Origin of the sequence: Mesorhizobium sp. M1D.F.Ca.ET.043.01.1.1 (assembly GCF_003952385.1) — a bacterium.
In the GTDB taxonomy this organism is placed as follows: domain Bacteria; phylum Pseudomonadota; class Alphaproteobacteria; order Rhizobiales; family Rhizobiaceae; genus Mesorhizobium.
The window spans coordinates 3,714,116-3,732,403 of sequence record NZ_CP034444.1; the positions used below are offsets into that span (position 1 = coordinate 3,714,116).

The 18,288-nt window shown below is 64.8% G+C and carries 17 protein-coding genes; 8 read left to right on the forward strand and 9 right to left on the reverse strand.

What is annotated here, in order from left to right; genetic code table 11:
• Nucleotides 1-115 precede the first annotated feature (115 nt).
• Nucleotides 116-1,492 carry an MFS transporter gene (locus EJ067_RS18230; RefSeq protein ID WP_126086997.1) on the forward strand — a complete coding sequence of 459 codons (1,377 nt, stop codon included), beginning with the start codon at nt 116-118 and terminating at the stop codon, nt 1,490-1,492.
• A gap of 179 nt (nt 1,493-1,671) precedes the next feature.
• On the opposite strand, the gene purH is transcribed toward EJ067_RS18230, so the two are convergent.
• The 4 genes from purH to htpX all read right to left on the reverse strand — a co-directional run bounded on the left by purH (nt 1,672) and on the right by htpX (nt 7,659).
• Nucleotides 1,672-3,288 (reverse strand): bifunctional phosphoribosylaminoimidazolecarboxamide formyltransferase/IMP cyclohydrolase, encoded by a 1,617-nt coding sequence (gene purH / locus EJ067_RS18235; RefSeq protein WP_126086998.1) that lies wholly within the window; start codon nt 3,286-3,288, stop codon nt 1,672-1,674.
• 97 nt (nt 3,289-3,385) lie between these two features.
• Complete coding sequence (locus tag EJ067_RS18240; RefSeq protein WP_126086999.1) at nt 3,386-5,110, reverse strand: heparinase II/III family protein; 1,725 nt, start codon at nt 5,108-5,110, stop codon at nt 3,386-3,388.
• Between the two features lie 147 nt (nt 5,111-5,257).
• Entirely contained in the window at nt 5,258-6,643 is a 1,386-nt protein-coding gene (locus EJ067_RS18245; protein WP_189510033.1) for an RsmB/NOP family class I SAM-dependent RNA methyltransferase, read from the reverse strand.
• Nucleotides 6,634-7,659: a zinc metalloprotease HtpX gene (gene htpX, locus EJ067_RS18250; protein WP_126087001.1), complete on the reverse strand. Its 1,026-nt coding sequence runs from the start codon at nt 7,657-7,659 to the stop codon at nt 6,634-6,636. The genes EJ067_RS18245 and htpX overlap by 10 nt, the downstream gene beginning before the upstream one ends.
• 106 nt (nt 7,660-7,765) lie before the next feature.
• Between htpX and EJ067_RS18255 the strand changes: the two genes are divergently transcribed.
• Nucleotides 7,766-7,984 (forward strand): DUF1674 domain-containing protein, encoded by a 219-nt coding sequence (locus EJ067_RS18255; protein ID WP_126087002.1) that lies wholly within the window; start codon nt 7,766-7,768, stop codon nt 7,982-7,984.
• Nucleotides 7,985-7,989: 5 nt separating this feature from the next.
• Here EJ067_RS18255 and EJ067_RS18260 read toward each other — a convergent pair whose 3' ends face one another.
• The gene (locus EJ067_RS18260; protein ID WP_126087003.1) at nt 7,990-8,655 is read right to left on the reverse strand and encodes an HAD-IA family hydrolase; all 666 of its coding nucleotides are present in this window, start codon (nt 8,653-8,655) and stop codon (nt 7,990-7,992) included.
• Nucleotides 8,656-8,825: 170 nt separating this feature from the next.
• Between EJ067_RS18260 and EJ067_RS18265 the strand changes: the two genes are divergently transcribed.
• Together EJ067_RS18265 and EJ067_RS18270 are read left to right on the forward strand one after the other, a co-directional pair.
• The gene (locus EJ067_RS18265; RefSeq protein WP_126087004.1) at nt 8,826-9,695 is read left to right on the forward strand and encodes a transglutaminase family protein; all 870 of its coding nucleotides are present in this window, start codon (nt 8,826-8,828) and stop codon (nt 9,693-9,695) included.
• A gap of 304 nt (nt 9,696-9,999) precedes the next feature.
• The gene (locus EJ067_RS18270) at nt 10,000-11,418 is read left to right on the forward strand and encodes a pilus assembly protein (RefSeq protein ID WP_126087005.1); all 1,419 of its coding nucleotides are present in this window, start codon (nt 10,000-10,002) and stop codon (nt 11,416-11,418) included.
• Here EJ067_RS18270 and EJ067_RS18275 read toward each other — a convergent pair.
• A complete protein-coding gene (locus tag EJ067_RS18275; RefSeq protein ID WP_126087006.1) occupies nt 11,402-11,599 on the reverse strand; it encodes a hypothetical protein in 198 nt (65 codons plus the stop codon). The genes EJ067_RS18270 and EJ067_RS18275 overlap by 17 nt on opposite strands.
• Nucleotides 11,600-11,927: 328 nt before the next feature.
• Complete coding sequence (locus EJ067_RS18280) at nt 11,928-12,398, reverse strand: MarR family winged helix-turn-helix transcriptional regulator (protein ID WP_126087007.1); 471 nt, start codon at nt 12,396-12,398, stop codon at nt 11,928-11,930.
• A 104-nt stretch (nt 12,399-12,502) separates the two neighbouring features.
• Here EJ067_RS18280 and EJ067_RS18285 point away from each other — a divergent pair, with 104 nt between their 5' ends.
• Together EJ067_RS18285 and EJ067_RS18290 are read left to right on the forward strand one after the other, a co-directional pair.
• Nucleotides 12,503-12,871 carry an antibiotic biosynthesis monooxygenase family protein gene (locus EJ067_RS18285; protein ID WP_126087008.1) on the forward strand — a complete coding sequence of 123 codons (369 nt, stop codon included), beginning with the start codon at nt 12,503-12,505 and terminating at the stop codon, nt 12,869-12,871.
• 154 nt (nt 12,872-13,025) lie between these two features.
• Nucleotides 13,026-14,294, forward strand: coding sequence for a cyclopropane-fatty-acyl-phospholipid synthase family protein (locus EJ067_RS18290; protein ID WP_126087009.1), 1,269 nt, complete (start codon nt 13,026-13,028; stop codon nt 14,292-14,294).
• Nucleotide 14,295: 1 nt separating this feature from the next.
• Here the strand turns inward: EJ067_RS18290 and EJ067_RS18295 are convergent, their stop codons facing one another.
• Together EJ067_RS18295 and acs are read right to left on the reverse strand one after the other, a co-directional pair.
• Nucleotides 14,296-15,045, reverse strand: coding sequence for an MOSC domain-containing protein (locus EJ067_RS18295; protein ID WP_126087010.1), 750 nt, complete (start codon nt 15,043-15,045; stop codon nt 14,296-14,298).
• Complete coding sequence (gene acs / locus EJ067_RS18300; protein ID WP_126087011.1) at nt 15,045-17,000, reverse strand: acetate--CoA ligase; 1,956 nt, start codon at nt 16,998-17,000, stop codon at nt 15,045-15,047. The genes EJ067_RS18295 and acs overlap by 1 nt, the downstream gene beginning before the upstream one ends.
• A 308-nt stretch (nt 17,001-17,308) precedes the next feature.
• Here acs and EJ067_RS18305 point away from each other — a divergent pair, with 308 nt between their 5' ends.
• Both EJ067_RS18305 and EJ067_RS18310 read left to right on the forward strand, forming a co-directional pair.
• Complete coding sequence (locus EJ067_RS18305; RefSeq protein ID WP_126087012.1) at nt 17,309-17,581, forward strand: usg protein; 273 nt, start codon at nt 17,309-17,311, stop codon at nt 17,579-17,581.
• 260 nt (nt 17,582-17,841) lie between these two features.
• Nucleotides 17,842-18,258 (forward strand): hypothetical protein, encoded by a 417-nt coding sequence (locus EJ067_RS18310; RefSeq protein WP_126087013.1) that lies wholly within the window; start codon nt 17,842-17,844, stop codon nt 18,256-18,258.
• The last annotated feature ends 30 nt before the right edge of the window (nt 18,259-18,288 follow it).

Below are 18,288 nucleotides of genomic sequence, written 5' to 3' on the forward strand. Positions count from 1 at the left end.
AATCGAGGCGGGCGAACCCATGAGCGGCCGCGCCCCGCTTGTTCATTTGCATCGTTGCCTGAAAACATGCAGACATGGCGCGGTCGCGGGCGGAGCGGACGATGCGGGAGGGGACATGGCTGAAGTAGCAGTGCAGCGGGCCTCGGGGCGCGGCATCTGGGGCTGGATGTTCTTCGACTGGGCGGCGCAGCCTTTCTTCACCGTCGTCACCACTTTCATCTTCGGGCCCTACTTCGCCTCGCGCATGGTCAGTGATCCCGTCATGGGCCAGGCTGCCTGGGCCTGGGGCATCGCCGCCGCGGGGCTGGTCATCGCCGTGCTCTCGCCGGTGCTCGGCTCGATCGCCGATCAGACCGGGCCGCGCAAGCCGTGGATCGCCTTCTTCGCGGCGATCAAGATCGTCAGCCTCACGCTGCTGTGGCTTGCCGCCCCCGGCTCGAACGTCTTCCTGATCGTGCTGCTGTTCTCGCTGGCCTCGGTGGCTGCGGAGTTCTCGACTGTTTTCAATGATTCGATGATGCCGCGGCTGGTGCCGAAGAGCGAAATCGGGCGCATCTCCAATATCGCCTGGGGGCTGGGCTATCTCGGCGGGATGATCGCGCTGATCTTTGTCATTCTGTTCATGGCCGGCAATCTGGAAACCGGCAAAACGATCATCGGCCTCGACCCGATCCTGGGGCTCGACCCGAAGCTCGGCGAGGATGCCCGCGCCACCGGGCCGATGTCGGCCGGCTGGTACTTCCTGTTTATCCTGCCGATGTTCTTCTTCACCCCGGATGCCGCCAAGGGCATTCCGATCGGGCCGGCGGTGCGCGAGGGGCTGTCGGAGCTGAAGTCGACACTGGCAGAGGCGCGCAAGCGCGGCGGCATCTTCCGCTTCCTTGTCGCCCGCATGATCTATCAGGACGGTGTCAACGCGCTGCTTACGCAGGGCGGTGTGTTCGCCGCCGCGATGTTCGGCTGGTCGATCACCGAGATCGGCATCTTCGGCATCATCCTCAATGTCGTCGCCATCTTCGGCTGCTGGATCGCTGCCCGCCTCGACACCGCGCTCGGCTCCAAGGCGGTGGTGATGATCGCGCTGGTGATGCTGACCGTGGCCACCGCCGGGATCATCTCGACCGGACCCGGCTTCACGCTGCTCGGCCTGATACAGCTCCCGTTGACCGATTCCAACGGCCTGTTCGGCACCGCCGCCGAAAAGGCCTACATTCTCTACGGCCTGCTGGTCGGCCTTGCCTTCGGCCCGGTGCAGGCCTCGTCGCGCTCCTACATGGCGCGCAGCGTCACGGCCGCCGAATCGGGCCGCTATTTCGGCATCTACGCGCTGTCCGGACGAGCGACGAGTTTCATGGCGCCATTCCTGCTGGCAACCATCAGCTGGGCCACCGATTCAGCCCGGCTCGGCATGGCGGTGATTATCCTGTTCCTCGCTGTCGGCATGGCGATCCTCACCAGGACACCCTACCCGGCCGACAAGCCGGTAGAGTAGCTCCTCTTTCCCTTCTCCCCTTGTGGGAGAAGGTGTCGCCAAAGGCGACGGATGAGGGGTGCTCCAGCTTGGCGACGAGTTCGAAATCGCCGCCGCCTCATTCCGTCACGCACCCCTCATCCGTCTCGGCGCTGCGGGCCGATCCACCTTCTCCCACAAGGGGAGAAGGGAAGATGCGCTCAATGCCTGAAATGCCTGACCCCTGTGAACACCATGGCGATGCCGTGCTCGTCGGCGGCGGCGATGACATCCTCGTCGCGCATCGAGCCGCCCGGCTGGATCACCGCCGTGGCGCCGGCCTCGATCGCCGACAGCAGGCCGTCGGCGAAGGGGAAGAAGGCGTCCGAAGCGACGACCGAGCCCTTGGTCAGCGGCTCGGCCAGGCCGGCGGCTTCAGCCGCATCGAGCGCCTTGCGGGCGGCGATGCGCGAGGAATCGACGCGGCTCATCTGGCCGGCGCCGATACCGACGGTCGCGCCGTCCTTCGCGTAGACGATGGCGTTCGACTTGACGTGCTTGGCGACGCGGAAGGCGAATTTGAGGGCGGCCATCTCGGCCGGCGTCGGCGCACGTTTCGTCACCACCTTCAGCGCGAGATCGTCGACCACCGCATTGTCGCGGCTCTGCACCAAGAGGCCGCCGGCGACCGATTTCGCCAGCGTGCCCGCCGCGCGCGGATCGGGCAGGCCGCCGGTGGTGAGAAGGCGCAGGTTCTTCTTCGCCGCGACGATCGCCGTGGCCTCATCGGTGGCGTCGGGCGCGATGATGACTTCGGTGAAGGTCTTCACGATCTCCTCGGCCGCTTCGGCGTCGAGGATGCGGTTCATGGCGACGATGCCGCCAAAGGCCGAGACCGGATCGCAGGCGAGCGCCTTGGCGTAGGCCGCCTTCAGCGTCGCGCCTTCGCCGACACCGCACGGGTTGGCGTGCTTGATGATGGCGATCGCCGCAGAGCGGGCCGGATCGAATTCGCCGACCAGCTCGAAGGCGGCGTCGGTGTCGTTGATGTTGTTGTATGAAAGCTGCTTGCCCTGCAGCTGCCTGGCGGTGGCGACGCCCGGCCGCTTGTCGCCCGAGAGATAGAAGCCGGCGCCCTGGTGCGGGTTCTCGCCATAGCGCATCACTTGGTCGAGACGGCCGCCGAAGGCGCGCCAGGTCGGGTGCTCGATCTCGAGGGCCTCGGCGAACCAGCCGGAGATCGCCGCGTCGTAGGTCGCGGTGCGGGCAAAGGCCTTGGCCGCCAGCTTCTTGCGGAAATCGAGCGACAGCGAGCCGAGGTTCATCTCCAGCGCGTTGAGCACCGAGGCATAGTCGGCGGGATCGGTGACGATCGCGACATAGGCGTGGTTCTTGGCCGAGGCGCGGATCATGGCCGGGCCGCCGATGTCGATATTCTCGACGATCGAGGCGTAGCCGGCGCCGGAGCGGCGGACTTCCTCGAACGGATAGAGGTTGGAGACGACGAGGTCGATCGGCGCGATATGGTGGTCGTGCATGGCTTTGGCGTGCTCGGGATCGTCGCGGACACCGAGCAGGGCGCCATGCACCGACGGATGCAAGGTCTTGACGCGGCCGTCCATGATCTCGGGAAAACCGGTGAGCTCTGATACGTCGCGGACCGCAAGGCCGGCCTCGGCGATCGCCTTCGCCGTGCCGCCGGTGGAGACCAGCTCGACGCCGGCGGCGGCAAGCGCCCTGGCAAAGTCGATCAGGCCGGTCTTGTCGAAAACGGAAAGCAGCGCGCGGCGAACCGGAACGAGGTCTGGCGCCGGAATGTTCTTGGCGGGGACGGCCATGGCTGGCGGCCTTTCAAGGCTGGTTGGGAAACGTTCGCGGGCCGTAGCATATGAGGCCCGGAAATCAAGCGCGCAGCTCGGGTTCCTTCGCCTCGAATCAGTTGTTTTCGGGGTAGCCGGCGATATTGGTGCGCGTCAGCTGCCAATGCACCTCGGCGATTTCCGAGGCCTTGAAGGCAAGCACGATCTGCCGGCTGCGGCGCGGTCCGCCGAGCCCGGCGAAATAGATCGATTCCTCGACCTGCGGCCCCACTTCCGCGCAGGTGAACACCCAGGTGTCGCCCTGGGTGGCGGCGAGCGTCAGGCGGTCTTGCCCGTCCTGAAGCATGCCGATGTCGGGATGGATGTGAAAGCGCACGGTGACGAAGTCGCGGCCATTGTTGCGGATCGCACCACCCCCGGGGCGCAGGAAACGGTCGCGGCCGGTCAGCACGTTGCCGTTGGTCGTCAGCTTCAGCTCACGCTCATGCACGAAGCCGAAGCGCGCGGCATAGCCGTCGTGGCGGGCGACAAAGCCGTGCACGCCCTTCTGGTCGATGCGCTTGCAGGGCACGTGCTGCGGGCCGCCGATCAGCGGCGAGCCGAGCAGGTCGCTGACCCGTAGCGAATGGCTGAAGCGCGCCGAGGACGTGTCGTTGACGGTGGCGGTCGAATGCGCGGCGGTGGCACGCGCCAGCGGCCGGAACTCGGCGGCGCCGTAAGTGTCGATGCCTGCGTTGACGATGAAGTGCTGGCGCCCGGAGGAGAGCTCGAAGGCGAGGCATCCGGCATGCGCGGCGTTGGAGACGTCGACGGGCGGCGGCGTGCCGGTGTCGGCGATCACCGTGACGCCGCCCATCGACAGGCGCTCATAGCCGGAATGCGGCGCGTGCAAGAGCGGCGCGCCGACGGTGTCGTCATGGCGCAGGATGGTGGCGATGCGGTCATGGATGGTGGCACCCATGCCGTTGAAGCGGGCGAGGCTGCCGTCCTGGTGGCGGAAGAAGCGCAGCGCCGGCAGCATGCGATCGATGGCGTTGATCAAGGCGGACGGCGGCGCCTCGGCCTGGTTGGCATAGGTCTGGCGCAGCGGCAAAAGGTCGGCCAGCAGTTCCAGCACCGTCATCGGATTGCGCGAGACATGGCCGCCGTCGGGCAGGATCTGGTGGTCCAGCTCCTCGGCGAGATTGCGCGTGGCGCTGCGCAGCGCCGAGGCCGGCGCCGGCAGCGACAGGGCGGCGAAGGCAAGCGCGATGCGGGCGCGCAGCCTGTCCTTGCCGTCCGGCATCTCGCGCGCCATCGACCTGAGATAACGAACCTGCATGGCAAGCGATTTGAGGAAGGCGCGGTAGAAGGGAAACTCCGCACCCTGCAGCACGACCGAGGAGTGCTGCAGCCAGGCAATCACCCGCTTGGCGGTCGTACCGGGCTCCCAGGCGACGCCCGATATCTGGTTGCCGTGCATGGCGATCCAGTCCGAGACCAGGGCGCGAGCATTGGCGGCGGCGAGTTCAGTGCCGGCGGCGCGCATGTGGCGCAGCCAGCGGAACCCGTGCAGCGTCTTTTGCCAGCCGCGGTTGGGCACATCGATCTGGAAGGGCGATTTGCCGCCGGTCTCGACCATGTGGCCGGACAGCGGATAACGGCCGTAGTAGATTTCAAGCGCGATCTGCGGGTCGGCGAGCCTCAGATCCGGCGGCGCGATGAGGACGCGCTCGGGCGTGCGGCCGGAATAACGCCAGCGATAGATAGGACCGGCGCGAAGGCGCCGGCGCGCTTTGCGCCAGAACTCCCTCGCGACAAGCGTCCAAAGACGCGTCGTGCTGGCGGCAACAAGTGCCAAAACCCCTCCTGATCGTCCGCTTACCCAAGCACAAGCTTATATGATTCAAGAACTTATGCGAAGGCGGTTTTCGCCGAAGTGAACCCCTTCACGCGGTGCCGCCAGGGTCATCCCTAAGAAAGTCAGCAAGGTTTATGGAACAACGCACTAATCGGCTCTTCGCATCCTCGCGGCGAAAAATCCATCCAGACCGGAAATCCCGGGCGATTCGAGCGGCAGATCGGCAGGCGTTGTGCGCAACGTGCCCTCGGCAGTGAGGAACTGGTCGAGACCTGCGAATTCTCCGGGGCGGATCGGATCGGCGGTCACGCCGGAAGTCTCGGCGAGGAAAGCGCGGTAAAGATCCTCACCCTCGATCGGGTCGAGCGAACAGTTGGAAAAAACGATCCGCCCGCCGGGTTTGACGAGAGTGGCGGCGTGGGCGAGGAGCTTGCCTTGAAGCGCGGCGAGCTTCTCGACATCGGCCATGGTCTTGCTCCACGGCACGTCGGGATGCCGGCGCACGGTGCCGGTCGACGAACAGGGGGCGTCGAGCAGCACCGCGTCGAACAGCTCCGCCGGCCGGTAATCGAGCAGGTCGGTCTGCACCAGCTCGGCCGACATGCCGAGACGGTCGAGATTCTGCGCCAGCCTTGCCAGCCGATTCTTCGAGGTGTCGACAGCGGTGACAATTGCACCGGCGAGGATGAGCTGCGCCGTCTTGCCGCCGGGCGCGGCGCAAAGGTCGGCCACGCGCAGCCCCTCGATGGCGCCGAACAGGCGTGCCGGCAGAGCCACTGCCGCATCCTGCACCCACCAGGCGCCTTCGGCGAAGCCGGGCAGGTCGGTGACGGCGGCCTGCAATTTTTCAACCCGCACCGTGCCGGTCGGCAGCACGATGCCGCCGAGCTGCCCGGCCCAGAGCGTCGGGTCGGCCTTCACGGTGAAATCGACCGGCGCCTCGTGCCGATGGGCGGCAAGGATGGCCTGCGCCTTGTCGTTGCCATAGGCCGCGGTCAGCCGGTCAGCGAACCACTGCGGCGCTTCGCTCGTCGCGGCAAGCGCCGGCGCAAGCTCGGCCTCCTTGGCGCGCGCCAACGAGCGCAGCAGGCCGTTGACGAGGCCGGAGAAGCGCAATGTGCGCGGATCGGACTTGGCGTGGGTGACCGCAAGGTCGACGGCGGCGCTGTCCGGAACGTCGAGGAACAGGATCTGCGCGGCGGCGACATGCAGGATGTGCGAGAGCGCCGTGGCGTTGGCCGGCAGCGGCCGCTCCAGGCGCTTTGCCAGCAGTCCGGCAATTGTCATGCGATAGCGTAGCGCGGTGACCAGTATGGCGCGCACCAATGCGCGGTCGCGGGCATCGAGCGCCTTGTATTGCGGATGGCCGTGCTCGTTGTCGGTCAGCCCGTCGAGCGGGGTGCGGGCATCGATGACGGCGGCGAGCAGGCGCGCGGCAGCCTTGCGCGCGGCCAGGCCGGCGGTCGTCTCGCCCGGATTGCCGTCACGTGTGCCTGGGGTTTGCGGTCGGCGCTTTGCTCCGTTCACGACCACGGACCCTTGGGTCCTGCGCCGCGCGGTCCGGTCGGGTTGCGGCCCCACGGATTGGGCTTCGGCCGCTCCGGTTCAGCCGGCGGCGCGGGCTCGGCCGACTTGCCCCACGGCCCGGCCGGCGCCTCATCGGCGGCTGCCGACGTCTGGGGCCTGGCGGCCTGCGGGGCGCCGCCCGTCTCGCGCGCCATCTGCTCAAGCGCGGCGATGCGGTTCCCGGTGCTCGGATGGGTCGAGAACAGATTGTCCATGCGTTCGCCGTGCAGCGGATTGATGATGAAGAGATGCGCAGTCGCCGGATTGCGCTCGGCTTCCGGGTTGCGGATGCGTTCGACGCCGCGCGCGATCTTGTCAAGGGCGGAGGCCAGCCATAGCGGATTTCCGCAGATTTCGGCGCCGCGCCGGTCGGCCTCGTATTCGCGGGTGCGGCTTACCGCCATTTGCACGATCATGGCCGCGAACGGAGCGACCAGCATCGCCACCAAGACGCCGACGAAGCCGAACGGGTTGTTGTTGTCGCGGCTGCCGCCGAAGAAGAAGGCGAAGTTGCCGAGCATGGAGATGGCGCCGGCAAGCGTCGCGACGATGGTCATGGTGAGCGTATCGCGATGCTGCACATGGGCAAGCTCATGCGCCATCACCGCCGCGACCTCCTCGTGGCTGAGCCGCTCCAGCAGCCCGGTGGACGCGGCCACGGCGGCATTCTCAGGGTTACGGCCGGTTGCAAAGGCGTTGGGCTGGGGGTTGTTGATCAGATAGGTCTTGGGCATCGGCAGGCCGGCCTGTTTGGCCAACGCCTCCACGATGGCATGGAATTCCGGGGCATTGCCCGCGTCGACCTCGACGGCGTCGTTCATCCGGAGCACCATCTTGTCGGCGTTCCAGTAGGCGAACAGGTTCATGCCGGCGGCGAACAGCAGGGCAATGATCATGCCGCCCGAGCCGCCGATCAGAAAGCCGACGCCCATGAACAGCGCGGTCATCGCGGCGAGGAGCATGGCGGTGCGAAGCGTGTTCATCGTCTCTTCCGTTCGGCGTGGTCGCGATTAGGGGTCGATCCGTCTTGCATCATGGCTATATGATGGGAAAGGCCGGTCCCCGTTTCAATCGGCAGGGAAATATCGCATGTCCGCAGAACCCAGCAAAACCGAAACCGCCGAAGACGACATGCCGCAAAGGATGCTGACGCCGGCTGCCGAGCGTGCCCTGGCGGAGGCCGAAGCCAGGCGCAAGGCATATCGCGAGGCGGAAGCCCGCCTGCCGAAGGAGATCGGCGGCCGCGGCGGCAAGGAACCCGGGCGCTACGGCGACTGGGAAGTGAAGGGTCTCGCCAGCGACTTCTAACCAGACTAGGCCGCGTCGCGCTGCGGCTCGACGACCATCCAGCCATTGTCGTCCGTGGCGACGCCAAGCGCATCGTAGGTGGCGATGCTGGCGTGCTGCGTCACGACCGGATGGACATGCGTGGTGCTGATCACCATCACCGACGCGCCGGAAGCCTCGCCGGCCGCGATGCCGGCCGGGGCGTCCTCGAAGACAAGGCAATCGCGCGCCTCGACGCCAAGACGCTTTGCCGCCAGGAGGAAGCAGTCGGGCGCCGGCTTGCCGTGGGCGACGTCCTCGGCCGACACCATCGTGGCGGGCACCGGAATGCCGGCCGCCGCAATGCGCAGCAGCGCGAGCTCGCGCGGCGCCGAGGTGACGATGGCCCAGCGTTCCGGCCGCAGCGACTTGAGAAACGCCACGGCGCCGGGGATCGGCACGATGCCCTCGAGGTCCGCGGCCTCGGCCTTGAGCAGCGCATCGGCCTCAGTGACCGGATCGACGCCGGGGAGCTTCAGCGCCGAGATCGTCTCGATCGCGCGCTTGCCGTGGATCGTCGGCAGGAAGCCCGCGACGTCGAGACCTTGGCGATTGGCCCACTGCGTCCACACGCGTTCCGCCGCTGCGATCGAATTGAGGACTGTGCCGTCCATGTCGAAAAGGAAGGCGGCGAACTTTCTGCCTGGAAACATCGGATATCCTGGGAGTGTTTTTTGGGGAGGGCAAAGCCTGGATGTATGGTAGACTGGCGGGCGCCGCATTGGAAGGCGCGAGGCAGTCTTTTCGACCCGACGCAGGAACAACAGACCCGTTGCCGCGTTGATTGGAAAGTCTTTCCAAGAAATGACGAAGGGGGAACGCGATGCTGATCCGGCTCGGCTACGAAATCGCTATCGAATGCGTCCAGGCCACGCCGATCATCTCGCTCCTCGATATCCATCCCGACCGCCATGCCGATATCAAACGGCAGACGCGCGTGCTCACCTCGCCGTCCGTGCCGACCCGGACCTATCGCGACCGCCACAACAATATCTGCCGCCGCTTCACGGCGCCGCCCGGCGGGTTCCGCATCCTTTACGATGCGGTGATCGAGGACAGCGGCGGGACCGACGAGGTCAACAGGCTGGCGCGCGAAACACCGGTCGCGGATCTGCCGGATGACGTGCTGGTCTATCTGCTCGGCAGCCGCTATTGCGAGACGGATCACCTCAGCGGCCGCGCCTGGCAGTTGTTCGGCCATCTGCCGTCCGGCTGGGCCCGCGTGCAGGCGATCGTCGACTATGTCCACAGCCGGCTTTCCTTCGGCTATGGCTATGCCCGCGCCACCCGCACGGCGGCACAGGCGCATGAGGAGCGCGTGGGCGTCTGCCGCGACTTCGCGCATCTGGCGATCGCGCTCTGCCGCGCAATGAACATTCCGGCGCGCTACGTGAATGGCTATCTCGGCGATATCGGCGTGCCGGCCGATCCCGCGCCGATGGACTTCTCGGCCTGGATAGAAGTGTTCCTCGACGGCAAATGGTACACGTTCGACCCGCGCCACAATTGTCCGCGGATCGGCCGCATCGTGATCGCGCGCGGCCGCGACGCCACCGACGTGCCGCTGCTGCACAGCTTCGGCCCGCACAAGCTCGTGCTGTTCAAGGTGTGGACCTACGAGCAGGAAGGCAACCGTTTCAACCCACCGCATCGTGGCCTCGACCGTACGATCAGCGCGGGGATGCTGGCATAAGCCAGCCGGCTGTCCCGCCACGCTTTCGGCGCCGTTGCTGACCCGCTTCGGCACAGGCCAGGCTGTACCGAAGCGGGAAGCGCCGCGATCGCTCCGCAGAACATGGTAAGCGCTTCCTGAACGATATTTCACCGCCAGTTTCTTGTTTACCCGCCATTCACCTTCCTGTCTGCCGAAATGATGAGAAAACAATGAGTTAACTTGCTGCTGGCCATCCTTCGGCGAGGCGGCGGCCGCATCTGGCCGAAATCCTGCAGCGCCTGCGCCGAGCGGCTCCGATGCCGCGGACAGCGGAGGCGGAAGGATGCGGCAGTTCAAAGGTCTCGTTCGTGGGGTGAACGGGTTTGCCCGGGATCGCGGAGGCAATTTCGCGGTTCTGTTCGGGGCTGCCGTATCGGTCCTGGCGCTGGGGGTGGGATTCGCGGTCAATATCTCGCAGATCTACAATGCCAGATCGAGTTTGCAGAGCGTCGTCGACGCCGCCGTGACCTCGACGGCACGCGATCTCACCCTCGGCGTCATCAAGGAGGCCGATGCCAATCAATCGGTGCAGGCATTTCTCGACGCCAACAGCACGGCCGGCATCCTGCAGGCCGACCAGATCGTGCTCGACAAGCTCACGATCGACAGGACAGCGAAAACCGTGCAGGCGGATGTGCATGCCGACATTGGTCTCTATTTCCCGCTTTTCAGCATGGGCAACATGCAGCGCGTGACCACTTCAACCACCGCTCTCTATTCTGACAAGAAGATCGAGGTGGCGATGATGCTCGACATCACCGGCTCGATGGCGCCTAACAGGCGCGCCAAGACCAACAAGATCGGCGACCTGCAAGCGGCCGCATCGCAAACGGTCAAGGATCTTCTGGGACAGAACCGGGATCCCAACGACCCACGGATCCGGGTGGCGATCGTTCCCTATGCCGAGGCGGTCAACACCGGCGGCCTCGCCGGGACTGTATTCGTCGAGACGGAGGATGGACCAAGGGTGCCGCCGCCGATCGATGCGCCGGCGGCGGTCTCCACCACGACGGCTCCCGACAAGTGCGCCACCGAACGCAAGGACAAGGATGGCTATGCCGACTATTCGTCCGATGGCCCCGATACACTTCGCCGAAACAACAAGGGCAAGACCTATCAGGCCAAAGTCAACCGCGACTACCGCATGCGGACATGCCCCGCGGCGGCTCTGGTTCCGCTGACCGCCGACCAGGACAAGCTGCTCACGGCAATCGGTCATTTCCAGGCCGCGGGCGTGACTGCGGGCGGCATTGCCGCGCAATGGGGCTACTACATGCTCTCCCCGTCGTGGCGCGCGACAATTGCCGATGCCCGCCTGGGCGCCGGCCCGGCCAATTTCGATCCGAAAAAGGTGGCCAAGATCGCCATCCTGATGACGGATGGCCAATTCAACACCGCCTTTGCCCGAGGGCGCGGCGCTGGCGCGTGGCAGGACGAGGGCGAGACTTCGCGCGCCAATGCCGAAGCCATTTGCGACAACATGAAGCGCGACGGCATCGAGGTCTTCACCATCGGCTTCGATCTCAATGACCCATCGATGACCGCGGCCGAGCGGGATCAGGCCAAGTCCGTGTTGAAGGACTGCTCGAGCGCAGACACCTCCTCGTTGAAGCACTATTACGAGGCCGCCACGGGCGCCGAGTTGTCAGATGCCTTCGGCGAGATCACCCGCAACATCGAAAAGCTCACCATCGACCGCTGACCGCCCTTAGAGCGGTTCGGCGATTCATAGAATCGCCGAACCGCTCTAAGTATTTGTTTTTACGCAATTCCGAACGGAAAACCGTTACACACTTTTCCTGGATTTGCTCTAGGCAGACCGCGAGAAAGGAAAAGGCCGCCGCTTCTTGACGAAGCAGGCGGCCTTCCGTGTTTCCGTCCATGACGCGGCTCCTGGCGGCGACCCCTTCGGGTCACCTGCCGCGCGTCTCGCGCCTTAACGGGAAGACTGCTTCCCGGAAGTGCAATCCGCTGAGCTCACGTTATGGAAAACGAAATCACTCGACATCGGATCACCTCCTTTCGGTTTGTTGAACACAGGCAGATGATGGGGTGCATCGCGGCAAAAGACAAGATGACGCGACGGAATGGCCATGCCTCGGGCGGGAAATCCTTCTCCGGCGGTGCTTTTGCGCAACAGGTCGGGATTGCGGTTCAGGGAGCAATGCCTCCCGCCCGATGTCATCACCTTCAGAACCTGGCCGCGCCACGTCACGCCTGCTCTTCTGCTTCTCCTTCCAGCTTCCGGCGAAGCGCCTTCACGACAGAGTGCGTGGTCTCCAGTTCGCCGACCTCGATCCCCTCCGAGAGCCAGTTCACCCAAGGCGCCTGCAGGCGCATGGCGGCGTCGAATGCCTGTTTCCCGGTATCGGTCAGCACCACGAGCTGCGCCCGCCGGTGATGTGGGTTGGGCTTGAACGCGACAAGCCCCTCTTCCGCCAGGTCGTTGACGATGCGCTGGACGTTCTGACGATTGGCGCCCATGTCGCGCGCCAGCCACGCGACCGGCTGCGGCCGGTCTGCCGCGACGATGGTGCCTAGCACCTGCCAGCGGGCGCTCGTCAGGCCGAGGCCGGCGACGAGCCTGTCGCCGGAGGCGATGACGAGGTTGTTGAGCCTGAACAGATCGAGAAAGAGACCGGTCAACGCGGCGGCGGCCTTGGTTCGGTCGGTTCCATGCATTTTTTGTCACCATACAATGATATTGACATCATAGTGTCCAAGTGGATATATTGGCTCTATCATACCGAACTGACACCATGAAACCATATCGAACGGAGTTTGTCATGCCTCATATGCGCCCATTGGACCCTGCCTTCCCGATCGAACGCCAGATCGCCGTCGACGCTTCCCCCGTCGTGCTCGTCAACATCTTCACCCTCGACAAGGCCGACGAGCAGACCTTCCTGCAGGCCTGGGAGGTTGACGCGCATTTCATGAAGCGCCAGCCGGGTTTCATCTCGGCCCAGCTTCACAGGGCCATTGGCGACAGCCCGACCTATCTCAACTATGCCGTCTGGGAATCGACGGCCGATTTCAGGGCCGCGTTCATGCATCCGGACTTCAGGGCGAAGCTCTCGGCCTATCCGTCCTCAGCCGCGGCATCCCCACACCTGTTTCAGAAGGTTGCCGTGTCTGGCATCTGCGTTGTGTAGCACTGCCGGAAGCGAGCAGGGGCGCCAGGAGCCTCCGCCGGGCCCGATCCGGCGGTCAACTCTGTCTCGTCCCCCCGGCCTTTGAATTTCGTCGAGGTCCCGACATAATCCGGATGCGGCGCCGTGACAGTTTGCGCCGCATCGGGAGGTGGGAATGGACGCCGCCGACAGAGCCGCGCGGATCGTGCGAACGGTCATTGAGACGCTGAAACCGGGCTTTGCGGTCAGGTTGTGGACCGGCGAGCGGATCGGCCCCGTCGGCGGTCCGGTGCTCGCCATCAACGACCAGGACATCGTCTGGCAGCTGGTTCGCCGGCCAGCCTTCGCGACGCTGGTCGAGATGTGGATTTCCAAGACCGTCGACATCGAAGAGGGCACGCTGTTCGATCTCTACGCCTTGCCGTCGCAAGGCAAGCTCAAGACGAAGCTCAAATCCCTGCCCAAGCTGGCGATCCTGCGCGACCTGCCGATGGTGCTGTTTTCACGGAAGCAGATGACGGCGCGCAGCGACCTTTCCGGCCGCAAGCCTTTCGTCAGCGGATCGAACAAGGAGGCGATCCAGCATCACTACGACATCTCGAATGCCTTCTACCGGCTCTTTCTCGACGAGCGCATGGTCTATAGCTGCGGCTACTTCCGCGATTTCGCCAACGGCATCGACCAGGCCCAGGTCGACAAGCTCGACCACATATGCCGCAAGCTCAGGCTGAAGCCGGGCGAAACGCTGCTCGACATCGGCTGCGGCTGGGGCGCCATGCTCATCCACGCGGCGAAGAACTACGGCGTCATCGGCCACGGCGTCTCGCTGTCGCAAGCCCAGACCGAGCTTGCCCGCGAGCGCATTCGCGCCGAGGGGCTGGAGGATCGCATCACCATCGAGATCAAGTCCTATGCCGAGCTCTCCGGCACCTTCGACAAGATCTCGTCGATCGGGATGTTCGAGCATCTCGGGATTGCCAACCACGACGCCTATTTCTCGGCCGTGCACCGCCTGCTGAAGCCCGGCGGCATCTACCTGCACCACGCCATCACCAGGCGCAGCAAGGGCGACATCCGGAAGACATTGCGCAAGGGTCCGGAATACAAGGCGCTGATCAAATACATCTTTCCCGGCGGCGAGCTCGACACGATCGGCATGACGCTCGGCAATCTCGAGGCGCATGGCTTCCTGGTCCATGACGTCGAGAACCTGCGCGAGCACTATCAGCGCACCTGCCGCCTGTGGGCCGAGCGCCTCCATGCGCGCTTCGAGGAGGCGATCGCCGAGGTCGGCGAGGCGAAGGCGCGGCTCTGGCTGCTCTATCTCACCGGCTGCTCGATCGCCTTCGAGCGCGCCTCGGCGCAGATCTTCCAGACCGTCGCCACAAAGCGCGCGCGTGGCGCCAGCGGCCTGCCGCCGACGCGGGCCGATTTGTATCGATAGCCTACACGAACCGCATCGGCGCGCCGATCTCGACGCGCGCCGGCCGGTCGACGGTGCAGTAGACGCCGAGATTGTGGGCGTTGTGGCGGACGAGGTTGCGCAGGATGCCGGGATCGTTGTCGAAGCCGTCCTGGGCGATGATGGTGAAGCCGCAGCGCCGGCAGGGCTCCGAGACGGTGAGCAGGAGATCGCCGACCGCGAGCTTGCGGCCGATCCATTCGGTCTCCGGGAAGGAGCCTTCAACCGGATCCATGTCGACGACGATATTGGGGCGGAAACGGCGCGGATCGGGCACGCCTTCGGGGTGCAGCGCCTTCAACCTTGCCAGCGAGGCGGTGGTGAGCAGGTGGATCGGCGCCTTGCGGTAGCGGGCGGCGGTCAGCGGGCCGGCGTAGCCGGGCGCGGTGCCTTCGCGGTCGAACGGCCGGATCGACGCCTTGAAGCCGAGATAGTCGGAAACGGCGCGATCGCTTTCGACCCCGGGCGCCGGCAGCCAGTCGCCCTCCGGCACTGCCACCTCGAGCTTCCTGTCTGCGGACAGCCTCGTGCGGATGCGTGGCACCTTGTGCCATTTGACGTCGCGGTCGGGCCGCGCGATCTCATTGTCCGTGGCGTCGACAAGGCCGAAAATGCGATCGCCTTCGATGCTTTCGGTGCCGATCGAGATGGCGTCCAGCCGCTCGCCGGCGAGCGAGCTCGCCGGATAGCGCCAGATCTGGCTGACGGTGCCGAGTGCCGCCTGGACGGTCATCAGGCCCGTTTGTTCTGCCGGTTGGCGACGAGATCGTCGACGACGGCCGGATCGGCGAGCGTCGAGGTGTCGCCGAGCGCGCCGTAATCGTCCTCGGCGATCTTGCGCAGGATGCGGCGCATGATCTTGCCCGAGCGGGTCTTGGGCAGGCCCGGCGCGAACTGGATCTTGTCGGGCGTTGCGATGGCGCCGATCTCCTTGCGGACATGGGCGACGAGTTCCTTGCGCAGGTCCTCGCTCGATGTGCTGCCGGCCATCAGCGTGACGTAGCAGTAGATGCCCTGCCCCTTGATGTCGTGCGGATAGCCGACGACGGCGGCTTCCGAGACCTTGTCGTGGCTGACCAGCGCCGACTCCACCTCCGCCGTGCCCATGCGGTGGCCGGAGACGTTGATGACGTCGTCGACGCGGCCGGTGATCCAGTAGTAGCCGTCGGCGTCGCGGCGGCAGCCGTCGCCGGTGAAGTACTTGCCCTTGTAGGTCGAGAAATAGGTCTGCACGAAACGGTCGTGGTCGCCATAGACGGTGCGCATCTGACCCGGCCAGGAATCGATGATGCAGAGATTGCCGTCAGCAGCCCCTTCGAGCACGTTGCCCTCGCCGTCGACCAGCTGCGGCTGGACGCCGAAGAAGGGCCGCGTCGCCGAGCCGGCCTTGAGGTCGGTGGCGCCGGGCAGCGGCGTGATCAGGATGCCGCCCGTCTCGGTCTGCCACCAGGTGTCGACGATCGGCCTCTTGCCGTTGCCGACGACATTGAAATACCACTCCCAGGCCTCCGGGTTGATCGGCTCGCCGACCGTGCCAAGCACGCGCAGCGACTTGCGCGAGGTCTTCTTCACATGGCTGTCGCCGGCGCCCATCAGCGCGCGCAGCGCCGTCGGCGCGGTGTAGAAGATGTTGACCTGGTGCTTGTCGATGACTTCCCAGAAGCGGGACTGCGAGGGGTAGTTGGGCACGCCTTCGAACATCAGCGTCGTGGCGCCGTTGGCCAAAGGTCCATAGACGATGTAGCTGTGGCCCGTGACCCAGCCGACATCGGCGGTGCACCAGTAGATGTCGCCGTCGTGGTAATCGAAGACGTATTGGTGCGTCATCGAGGCATAGACGAGATAGCCGGCGGTGGTGTGCAGCACGCCCTTCGGCTTGCCGGTCGAGCCCGAGGTGTAGAGGATGAACAGCGGGTCCTCCGCCTTCATCTTCTCCGGCTTGCACTCGGCCTTAACGGTCGCTGCCTCTTCGTGGTACCAGACGTCGCGTCCGGGCACCCAGCCGGTCTTGCCGCCGGTGCGGCGCACGACAATCACCTTCTCGACCTTGGTGCCGGCTTTTGCCGCGATGTCGATTGCCTTGTCGGTGTTGTCCTTGAGCGGGATCGGCTTGCCGCCGCGCAGGCCCTCGTCGGTAGTGACGACGAGGGTCGACTTGCAGTCGTCGATGCGGCCGGCCAGCGCATCCGGCGAGAAGCCGCCGAAGACGACCGAATGGATGGCGCCCAGCCGCGTGCAGGCCAGCATCGCGTAAGCCGTTTCCGGAATCATCGGCATGTAGATGGTGACGCGGTCGCCCTTCTTGACGCCGTGCTTCTTCAACACGTTGGCGAAGCGGCAGACATGCGCATAGAGCTCGTTATAGGTGATCTTCCTGTCATCGTAAGGGTTGTCGCCCTCCCAGATGATGGCGGTCTGGTCGCCGCGCTTCTTCAGATGCCGGTCGATGCAATTGTACGAGACGTTGGTCTGGCCGTCCTCGAACCACTTGATCGAGACCTTGCCGTCGAAGGAGGTGTTCTTGACCTTGGTGAAGGGCTTGAACCAGTCGATGCGCTTGCCGTGCTTGCCCCAGAACTTGTCCGGGTTCTTCACGCTGTCGGCATACCATTTGAGATAGGTGTCATTGTCGACTAGCGCGTTCTTCTTCCACGCCGGCTGGACGCGGTGGACATGGACGTCGGACATTTTTCAGCTTTCCTCCGGAAACGTTCCGCCGGCTTGACGTGCCGGCGGCATCGCGGCGAAGCGGCCGCGAATTCGCGGGCATTATTAACAGTTCCGCCGTGACGGCAATATTAGACGTTGGATTCGCGCGGCGGGATGACGCAGGGGCAACCGCGAGACGCTGTCAGCACTCGGCTGCGGTCGCTGCTAAGCATATGTTTTTTCGTGACAAAACCGATGGCGACCACTAGAATATCAATAGACGGGTAAGCAATAGCGCGCACAATTTGGTGTTGGGAGGAAAGGAGAATTCAAGTCTGGGGGCTGCAATGCGCGATCATTCCGAAATGGACCTGATGCTCAGAGGCTATGGGCTGACCACGGCCAAAATCCTCTATCACTTTCCTGACCACCCGCATTTGCTGCAAAGCTTCATCTGGCAGGACTACGACATCGCGCCGAAGTTTCCGGTGCTGATCCGCTTCATCGAATTCTGGAAGACGAAGCTCGACGGTCCGCTGCATTCTGTCACCTACACGCACCAGAAGCTGATCGCGCCGAACGAGTGGCGGAAGGTGGATGGGGAGTTTTTGGTGCATTAGTGCGTTTCACCGTTTCACGGAAACGGCGAAACGCCCTATCTCCTTGTTTTTACGCAATTCCGGACGGAAAACCGCTCACACTTTTGCTGGAATTGCTCTAGTTTCCCGGCGCCGTTGGACGCACCGCTTGCGTGGCTTGGCGAGTGAGGGATTCGTCATAGTCGACGCGGTGGCATAGGTGCCATCCTTGCGCCCACAGGAGTGGCAGCCTGCGCGTTCGGGCAAACGGCCTGGAGGTCGATGTGAAGCTTGGGTGGACGATGTTGATCGGTCTTACGCTTGTCGGCCCCGTCGCCGCGGAAGAGGCGAAATGTCCGAAAGGCGAAGCGCCGATCCAAACGGAGGACATCGAAGCCGCGCCGGGTTGCATCCAGGCTCACAAGCTGCACGAGGCTTGCGCCTGGGGGTCGAGCGGCGATGCCAATATGACCGAAATCGTCGTGAGGAAGTGCGAGGCCGGTTTCTTCGACCGTATGACGGCCGCGCAAAAGCGCCGCTATGAAGCTCGCGGCCAGGCGTGCGGCAAGCGTTATCCGATCACGGAGCTTGGCGGGTCGATCCAGATATACCTGTCCGCCATGTGCTTCGAAGACCTCGCTGCGACCTATTTCAAGGCGGCCAAAGGCGGGCGCATCGTGGGAACGCCACGGTGGAAGGTTCCGGACATAGCCGAGTAGATTAGGGTTGCTTTCGGTAAACCCCAAGCA